We start from the raw sequence: 8,008 nt of genomic DNA, 5'->3' as shown, positions 1-8,008 counted from the left end.
CATCAGCCGCAGCCCGATCGCGATCGCGACCGCGGTCGCGATGATCAGCAACTGCATCGCGTTGATGTTGAGGATGCCGATCGTGATCGAGCCGTTGCCTGCCCACGACGGGACGCTGCGCGCGGTGGTCGGCTTCCAGATCGCGCTCGCGGCGCCGAGCAGGACGAGCAGCAGCGCAAGGGTCAGCGCGAGCGACTGGTCGGCGCCGGCGCTGCGGCCGTTGAAGAGGAACCGCGCGACCAGTACGCCGAACAGCGGAGCGAACCCGCCCAGCACGATGAGTAGCGAGAAGCCCAGCGGGATGTGCCACGCCTGCCACAGCTGCCAGAACGAGAAGGCGCCCATCATGCCCATCGCGCCCTGGGCGAAGTTGAAGACGCCGGCGGTCGTGTAGGTGACGACGAGCCCGGCCGCGGTCAGCGCGTAGACGCAGCCGGTGACCAGCCCGACCAGGGTCAGGGCGACGAACGTCGTCACGGCATCACCTTGCCACAACTTGCATGCACTGTCGCAGGTAAGTGAGACCCGGCGGCACGGCGTTTCGTCATCAGAGTCCGGCCCCCGCGACGAGCTGGTCCCGGGCCGTGGGCCACAGCCGGCGGATCCGTCGCTCGCTGGTCACGGCTCGCATCAGCCACAGCCCGCGGATGATGGCGAAGCCGTTGATCAGCAGATGCCCCGCCTCGGGCAGGGCGGTGAACTCCGGCGCGACCGTCTCGGCGGTCTCGACGAGGTGGCGGCTGATCTCCTTCTGGAACCGGTCGAGGTGCTCGGCGAGCTCGGAGTCGGTGCGGGAGGCGACCCACAGCTCGATCAGCGCGGTCGAGGCGATCCCCGCGTTGAGCTCCCACAGCCGGTTGAGCAGCAGTTCGTACTGTTCCCTCACCGACTCCGAGCGCTTCGGCGGCTGAGCGATCAGCTCTGCGATCAGCTGGTCGGTGATGTGGCGCAGGGCCTGGACGACGAGGTCGGCCTTGGTCGCGAAGTAGTGGGCCTGCGCGCCCCGCGTCACCCCGGCGCGCGCGACGACGGACGCCGTGGTGAGGTTGGCGTAGCCGACCGCGTCGAGCTCCTCCAACGTCGCGTCGAGCAGCGCTCGACGGGTGGTCGCGCGGCGTTCCGCCTGGGTCCGCCGCGTCCGTTGCGCCGGCCGGGTGGCGATGCCGGTGTCCGTCGCCATGAGCCTGACAGTAACCATTGCGGGTGGTCAGCGGTAGCGAACATACGTTCTGAGCTGCATGTAAGTGCCTGCCTTGACCGGATGTTTCCGCTGCGAAAGATTGGGCCCCATGGACTTCGAGGACACACCTGACGAGGCGGCCTACCGGGCCACCGTGCGCGACTACATCCAGGCGCACCGCGACGAGCTGATGTCGATCAGCGAGGGCGGCCGGCGCGCCGTCGACGTCGACGCCGCGAAGCGGCATCAGGCGCTGATGTACGAGGGCGGGTTGGTCGGCGTCACCTGGCCGAAGGAGTACGGCGGCCAGGGCGGCACCCAGATGCAGCAGGCGATCGTCAACCAGGAGACCGCCAAGGCCGGGTTGGCCGGGTTCATCGGCGTCATCGGTCTCGGCATGTGCGGCCCGACGGTGATCGCACACGGCAGCGACGACCAGAAGAGCCGCTACCTCGGCCGGCTGCTGCGCGGCGACGACGTCTGGTGCCAGCTGTTCAGCGAGCCCGCGTCGGGCAGCGACCTGGCCGCGCTGCGTACCAAGGCCGTGAAGACCGACAGCGGCAGCTGGCGGGTCAACGGCCAGAAGGTCTGGACCACGCTCGCCCACGTCTCCGACTACGGCATCCTGCTGGCGCGCACCGATCCCGACGTCGCCAAGCACCGCGGCCTGACGATGTTCGTGGTCGACATGCACGCGCCGGGCGTGACGGTCCGCCCGCTGCGTCAGATGAGCGGCGTCTCGGAGTTCAACGAGGTGTTCTTCGACGACGTGGAGATCCCCGACGAGGAGCGGCTCGGTGAGGTCGGCGACGGCTGGCGGGTCGCGCTCACCACGCTGATGAGTGAGCGGCTCTCCCTCGGCGGCGGCGGCACCGACGTCGGCACCAGCCTCGACGCGGCAGCCGCTCACGTCGCGAAGCGGATCGGTGCGCTGCCCGAAGGCCGGCAGGCGCTGGTGCGTCAGGAGTTCGGCCGGCAGTACGCCGCGTCGCTCGCGACCCGCTACACCGGCTACCGACAGCTGTCGGCGATCTCCAAGGGCGCGATGCCCGGACCGGAGGCCAGTGCCGGCAAGCTCGCCGGCACCAAGACCGGACGTGCGCTCGCCGACCTCGGAGTGCGGCTGCTCGGCGACGAGGGCGTCTACGCGAGCACCGCCGACGGCGACGGCCGCTGGCAGAGCTCGCAGGCCGGGCTGCCTGGCATGGCGATCGCCGGCGGCACCGACGAGATCCTGCGCAACGTGCTCGGTGAGCGGGTGCTCGGCCTGCCGCCGGAGCCCCGTGCGGACAAGGGCATGTCGTTCAACGACAGTCTCAAGATCGGCGGAGGAGCGCAGTGAACTTCGACCTCAGCGACGAGCAGCGCGCCCTCGCCTCCGCGGCCGCCGACTTCTTCACCAGCGCTGCCTCGCCGAGCGCGGCGCGGGCGAGCCTCGACACCGGCGCGCCGATCGAGCCGGGCCGCAAGGCCATCGCCGACACCGGCTTCGCGGCGATCACGGTGGCGGAGTCGGCCGGTGGCGGCGGCGGGTCGGTGCTCGACCTCGCGGTCGTCGCCGAGCAGGCCGGTCGGGTGCTCGCCGGTCCGAGCCTGGTCACCGCGGCCAGGGCGGCGGTGCTGCTCGACGGCGACGCGGCCCGGTTGGCGGCGCTGGCCGACGGCTCCGCGGCGTACGCGATCATCGAAGAACACGGCGGGCCCGTCCTCGACGCGACGACCGCTGACACCTTCCTCGCGTTGCGCGACGGCGCGCTCGTCGTCGGGACCGCCACGGTCACCGAGCGGCCACCGATCGACGCCACGCGCGGGCTGGCCGACGTGACGCTCGACGACGGCTTCGAGGTCGTCGACGCCGACGCGGTCGCCCGCTGGGAGCGCGCGCTGCACGTCGGCCAGGTCGTCCTCGCCGCGGAAGGTCTGGGTACGGCGAGCAAGGCGCTGGAGATCGGTGTCGAGTACGCCAAGCAGCGCGTCGCGTTCGGCCGGCAGATCGGCTCCTACCAGGCGATCAAGCACGCGCTGGTCGACGCGTTCGTCGGCGTCGAGCAGCTGCGTTCGCTGGTGTGGTGGGCGGCGTGGACAGCGGACGAGTCGCCGAGTGAGCTGCCGCTCGCGGCGGCCGCCGCAAAAGGAACCGCGGCCGCGGTGGTCGAACACACGGCGGAGACGTTGGTGCAGGTGCACGGCGGCATCGGCTTCACCTGGGAGCACGACGCCCATCTGTACTGGCGAAGGGCGAAGGTCGACCGCTTCCTGCTCGGCGACGACGTCGAGGCCTTCGACACCGTGGCGCGCCTCGCGATCGCGGCGGCGTCATGAGCGAGGTCGGCAGCCACAACCTGGCGGCGCTGTCGGACGAGCACTTCGCGAAGACCGGCGACTACGAGTCGTTGTGCTTCGAGGGCAAGACCTACAGCACCGGTGACATGCACGAGCGCGGCAAGCGTTTCGCCGCCGGCCTGCAGTCGATCGGCGTCGAGCCCGGCGACCGGGTCGTCGTACTGATGATGAACACCCCCGAGGTGTTCGTGTCGTACAACGCGATCTGGCGGGCGGGCGCGGTCGTGACGCCGATCCTGTTCCTGATCAGCCCGCCGGAGCTGCACCACGTGCTCGAGCACTCGGGCGCGAAGGCGGCGATCCTCACCCCCGAGCTGGTGCCGCTGCTCCAGTCGGCGCTCGACGGCCTCGACCTCAAGATGATCGTCGTCGGCGACGCGCCGGCCGTGGAGGCGGTCCCTGGCGCGCTGTCCTTCGCCGACCTGGAGAACACCGAGCCGGGCGAGATCGTGCCGCGAGCCGACGACGACCTGGCCGCGCTGCTCTACACCGGCGGCACGACCGGGCGTTCCAAGGGCGTGATGCTCACCCACAAAGGTCTGTGGTCGGCAGGTCACTCGCTGCACCAGAGCACGCAACAGTCGGACGTGAAGTTCACTCGCTCACTGCTGCCGCTGCCGCTGTCGCACGCCTACGGGCTGATGCTCGTGTGCGCGTCGATGCACAGCGAGGAGCAGGGCTTCAGCGTCATGCAGCGCTGGTTCGACGCGCCGTCGTGGGTGACGCTCGTCGAGGAGCACCGGCTCGAGGTGAGCGCGATGGTGCCGTCGATGATGACGATGGTGCTGGCGCTGCCGATCGAGGAGCACGACCTGTCCTCGATGCAGATGTTCGGCTCCGGTGCCGCGCCGTTGCCGATGGCGCTGCGTGAGGAGGTCCAGCGCCGCCTCGGCGTGGAGATCTTCGAGGGGTACGGGCTCACCGAAGCCTCGGCCGGGGTGACCGCAAACCGGTTCGGGTTCAACAAGCCCGGCACGGTCGGCAAGCCGCTGCCCGGGGTCACGGTGACCATCCAGGACGAGGCCGGCAACGTGCTGCCCGCCGGCGAAGAGGGTGAGGTCTGCGTCCAGGGCCCGAGCGTCATGAAGGGCTACTGGAACGACCCGGAGGCGACGGAGTTCGCGCTGCGCGGCGGCTGGCTGCACACCGGGGACGTCGGCCGCTTCGACGACGAGGGCTACCTCACGATCGTCGACCGGCTGAAGGACCTGATCATCCGCGGCGGGTTCAACGTCTACCCGCGCGACGTCGAAGAGGTGCTTCTTCAGCACCCGGACGTCACGCAGGCGGCGTGCGTCGGCAAGGCCGACGCCGAGTCCGGCGAGGAGGTCGTGGCCGCGGTCGCGCTGCGGCCGGGTGCGACCGTCACGGGTGAGGAGCTGGTCGAGTTCTCCAAGGGCCACCTCGCGAAGTACAAGTACCCCCGCGAGGTGCACATCCTCGACGCCGTACCGCTCACCTCGGTCGGGAAGACCGACCGCAAGGCGGTCCGCGCCCTCCTCAACCCCCGGTGATCTTGACGCTTTCGGCCTGATGGGTGCTCCAACAGGCCGAAAGCGTCAAGATCACGCCGGGTTGGCGTGCCGGCGCTTCGCGGCCCGGCCGTTGTAGCGGGGTCGGCGTGCGCCGCCACCGCCCGGGTGGGGCTGGCGCTCCGGTACGGCGAGGGGCTGTACGACGACCGGCTCACCCGACGTGGCCAGGGCGTGTACGGCGGGGTGGTCGTCGGTGACGCGCGCGATCTCGGGAGTGACCGAGGCGGCGGAGTGGATGCGCTCGACGTCGCGGACCTGGCCCGGCTCGACCAGCGACACGACGGTGCCGGTCGCGCCGGCCCGCGCCGTACGGCCCGAGCGGTGCAGGTAGTCCTTGTGGTCGTTCGGCGGGTCGAAGTGCACGACGAGATCGACGTCGTCGACGTGAATGCCGCGAGCGGCGACGTCGGTGGCGACGAGGACCCGGCTGTGACCGCTGGCGAACGCGTCGAGCGCACGTTGGCGCTGACCCTGGTTGAGGTTGCCGTGGATCGCGGCCGCCTCGACACCGTGGTTGACCAGCTGGCGGGCGAGCCGATCGGCGCCGTGCTTGGTACGCACGAAGAACAGCGTCCGGGCGGGGCGTCCCGCGATCTGCGCCGCGACCGGGACCTTGTCCTCGTGGGCGAGCTCGAAGACCTGGTGGCGCATGTTCTCAGCCGTGATCGGCGTCGGCGCGACCGCGTGGATGGCCGGGTCGTGGAGATAGCGCTCGACCAGCTTGTCTACGCCGCGGTCGAGGGTCGCGGAGAACAGCAGGCACTGCCGGCCCTGCGGCGTCTCGTCGAGGATCTTCGTGACCGCCGGCATGAACCCGAGGTCGGCCATGTGGTCGGCCTCGTCGAGTACGGCGATCTCGACCGCGTCGAGCAACACCGAGCCGCGTTCCATCAGGTCGATGAGCCGACCCGGCGTCGCGACGACGACGTCGACACCGCGGCGCAGCTGCTCGATCTGGCGGCCCATCGGCGCGCCGCCGAAGACGGTGGCGATCTTCAGCCCGAGGATCGTGGCGACCGGCTCGAGGTCGTTCGCGACCTGCCGGGCGAGCTCACGAGTCGGGACGAGGACGAGGCCGCGCGGGCGAAGGGTACGGCGAGCGCTGCCGTCACCGGTGAGGCGCGCCATCATCGGCAGGCCGAACGCGAGTGTCTTGCCCGACCCGGTCTGGGCACGGGCAAGTACGTCGCGGCCGGCGATCGCGTCGGGCAGCGCCCGCGCCTGGATGGCGAACGGCGAGTCGATGCCGCGCCGGTTGAGGACGCGTACGGCGGCCTCGGGCAGGCCGAGCTGGGCGAACGTGCGCGGCTCGGGTTCGGGCAGCTCTTGCGCCGCGTTCAGCGCGAGGTCGAGCTGGGACAGCGCGGGCCGGCGTACCGGACGGTCGTTGGTCGTGCGGCGCTTCGGCTTGCCGGGGGTGCGTGACGGACCCTGGCCGCGAGCCGGCTGGCCCTGGCCGCGAGCCGGCGCGCCCTGGCCCTGGTGCTGGCCGCGGGAGGTCTGACCCTGGCCGCGAGCCGGCTGGCCCTGGCTGTGGTCCTTGCTCTGGCCCTGGTGCGGGCTGCGAGAGACCTGGCCCTGGCCGCGCTCCGGCTGGCCGGTGCGAGCGGGCTTGCTGCGCTGGCCCTGATAGGTGGCCGCTGCCGGCTTGCGCGCAGCGCGATGTCGGGTGGGTGAAGACATGGTTGTGCTCCTGTGCGTTCAGGCCGCGAAACTACGAAAAGCCGGCCCAATGAAGGAGCAACTGACGTTTGCGACCACATGGGCAGCTCGCCCACGGGAGATTGCGGCGTACGCCGCGACGTACATCAGGCTACCAGCCACCCTCGGTGATCTTGACCTTTTCGGCCTGATAGAGCACCCATCAGGCCGAAAGCGTCAAGATCAGCGGGCTTCTGCCGTCTGGACGTAGGGGTCGGCGGGGTTGTCGGGCCAGCCCGCGACCGGGGCCTGAGGCGGCGCGACGGTGAGTACGGCGGGGAAGTCGAGGGCGACGACGTCCGCAGTGCCGGAGTCCGGCCGGTACGCCGCCACGGCCTGCGTCGGCTCGGGGGCGAAGGTGGCGTACGCCGCCGGGACCGCGAGAGTCTGCTCGGTCGAGTGGGCGTGGCCGCGTACCGTGCCGCCGCCCGCGGCGTCCTCGACCGGGATCGGCGGCGGGACCGGTGTCGTCGGCGCAGCCGGGGCAGCCGTTGGGGCCGGGGTCGCCGTCACGTACGGGTCCTCGGCGGCCGCTGCGGCCACCGGCGGCAGCGGGTCGAAGGCCAGCAGCGGCCCGCGGCTGGCGGGAGTTGCCAGGTCGGCGGCGACGGTGGCCTGGCCGTTCGCCATCGGGGTGACGATCGGCGTGATGGGGGGCGTCGGCGCGACCGGCGCCGCCTCGGCGACCGGCGCAGCCGGGGAGGTCGGCGCGCTCGGTTGCGCAGCCTCAGCGGCGGCACCGACAAGCTCGTTCGCTACGGCGGCCGTCGGTACGACGGGGGTCGCCGCGGCGAGGATCGGGGCCGGCTCGTCGACGGTCGGCTCCGGCGCTGTGGGCGCCTTGCGCCACGGGTTGTCGGCTGCCTGGAACGCCGGCGGAGCGACCGCTTCGATCGCGGGAGCCGCCAGCGGAGTCGCCTCGGCGCCGAGCGGGAGACCGCACCCGAGGCACACCTGCGAACCGGGCGCGAGGTGCATCGTGCACCGCGAGCAAATGATCAACGTGACCCCCTGCGAAGGCATCCCTGACGACCGCGTCATAGATCTTCGCTGATCCGGAGCACGCTGGACAGGGCCGTCCGGCGCAACCTCGCGGCTGCGACCGGCCCTAGGGAATCACTGATCAATGCATGTCCTGCTGCGCGTCGCCCGGATCGACGGCTGGACCGCGTTGTCGTCGTCGGCGGTAGCGCTGCTACCGCGCTCCTCCTCCGCCTTGCCAGCCGCCGCCCGGATCGCCGCTCGCGAC

7 protein-coding genes are annotated in these 8,008 nt (G+C 71.3%); 3 read left to right on the top strand and 4 right to left on the bottom strand.

From position 1 onward, the window contains the following. A partial coding sequence (locus VG899_08435) for an ABC transporter permease (GenBank protein HWA66381.1) occupies positions 1-477 on the bottom strand: 477 nt, incomplete at its 3' end. A gap of 70 nt (positions 478-547) precedes the next feature. Further along, positions 548-1,180, bottom strand: coding sequence for a TetR/AcrR family transcriptional regulator (locus VG899_08430; protein HWA66380.1), 633 nt, complete (start codon positions 1,178-1,180; stop codon positions 548-550). Positions 1,181-1,289: 109 nt separating this feature from the next. On the opposite strand from VG899_08430, the gene VG899_08425 reads away from it, so the two are divergent. From VG899_08425 to VG899_08415, 3 genes are read left to right on the top strand one after another with little or no spacing between them, the layout of a single operon-like run. Further along, positions 1,290-2,522 carry an acyl-CoA dehydrogenase family protein gene (locus tag VG899_08425; GenBank protein ID HWA66379.1) on the top strand — a complete coding sequence of 411 codons (1,233 nt, stop codon included), beginning with the start codon at positions 1,290-1,292 and terminating at the stop codon, positions 2,520-2,522. Beyond that, a complete protein-coding gene (locus VG899_08420) occupies positions 2,519-3,502 on the top strand; it encodes an acyl-CoA dehydrogenase family protein (GenBank protein HWA66378.1) in 984 nt (327 codons plus the stop codon). The genes VG899_08425 and VG899_08420 overlap by 4 nt, the downstream gene beginning before the upstream one ends. Continuing rightward, on the top strand, positions 3,499-5,037 hold the full coding sequence (locus tag VG899_08415) for an AMP-binding protein (protein HWA66377.1): 1,539 nt from the start codon (positions 3,499-3,501) through the stop codon (positions 5,035-5,037). The genes VG899_08420 and VG899_08415 overlap by 4 nt, the downstream gene beginning before the upstream one ends. A gap of 51 nt (positions 5,038-5,088) precedes the next feature. Here the strand turns inward: VG899_08415 and VG899_08410 are convergent, their stop codons facing one another. Together VG899_08410 and VG899_08405 are read right to left on the bottom strand one after the other, a co-directional pair. Then, a complete protein-coding gene (locus VG899_08410; GenBank protein HWA66376.1) occupies positions 5,089-6,741 on the bottom strand; it encodes a DEAD/DEAH box helicase in 1,653 nt (550 codons plus the stop codon). Between the two features lie 201 nt (positions 6,742-6,942). After that, positions 6,943-7,782 (bottom strand): hypothetical protein, encoded by an 840-nt coding sequence (locus VG899_08405; protein ID HWA66375.1) that lies wholly within the window; start codon positions 7,780-7,782, stop codon positions 6,943-6,945. Between the last annotated feature and the right edge of the window lie 226 nt (positions 7,783-8,008).

The sequence above is a fragment of the Mycobacteriales bacterium genome (genome assembly GCA_035550055.1).
GTDB lineage: Bacteria > Actinomycetota > Actinomycetes > JAFAQI01 > JAFAQI01 > DASZTV01.
This window is presented reverse-complemented; position numbering and strand designations above follow the sequence as displayed.

Excerpts from the sequence above, each read along its gene's own strand:
- VG899_08430 (HWA66380.1), bottom strand. The coding sequence starts at position 1,180 with ATGGCGACGGACACCGGCATCGCCACCCGGCCGGCGCAACGGACGCGG.
- VG899_08425 (HWA66379.1), top strand. The coding sequence starts at position 1,290 with ATGGACTTCGAGGACACACCTGACGAGGCGGCCTACCGGGCCACCGTG.
- VG899_08415 (HWA66377.1), top strand. The coding sequence starts at position 3,499 with ATGAGCGAGGTCGGCAGCCACAACCTGGCGGCGCTGTCGGACGAGCAC.
- VG899_08410 (HWA66376.1), bottom strand. The coding sequence starts at position 6,741 with ATGTCTTCACCCACCCGACATCGCGCTGCGCGCAAGCCGGCAGCGGCC.
- VG899_08405 (HWA66375.1), bottom strand. The coding sequence starts at position 7,782 with ATGCCTTCGCAGGGGGTCACGTTGATCATTTGCTCGCGGTGCACGATG.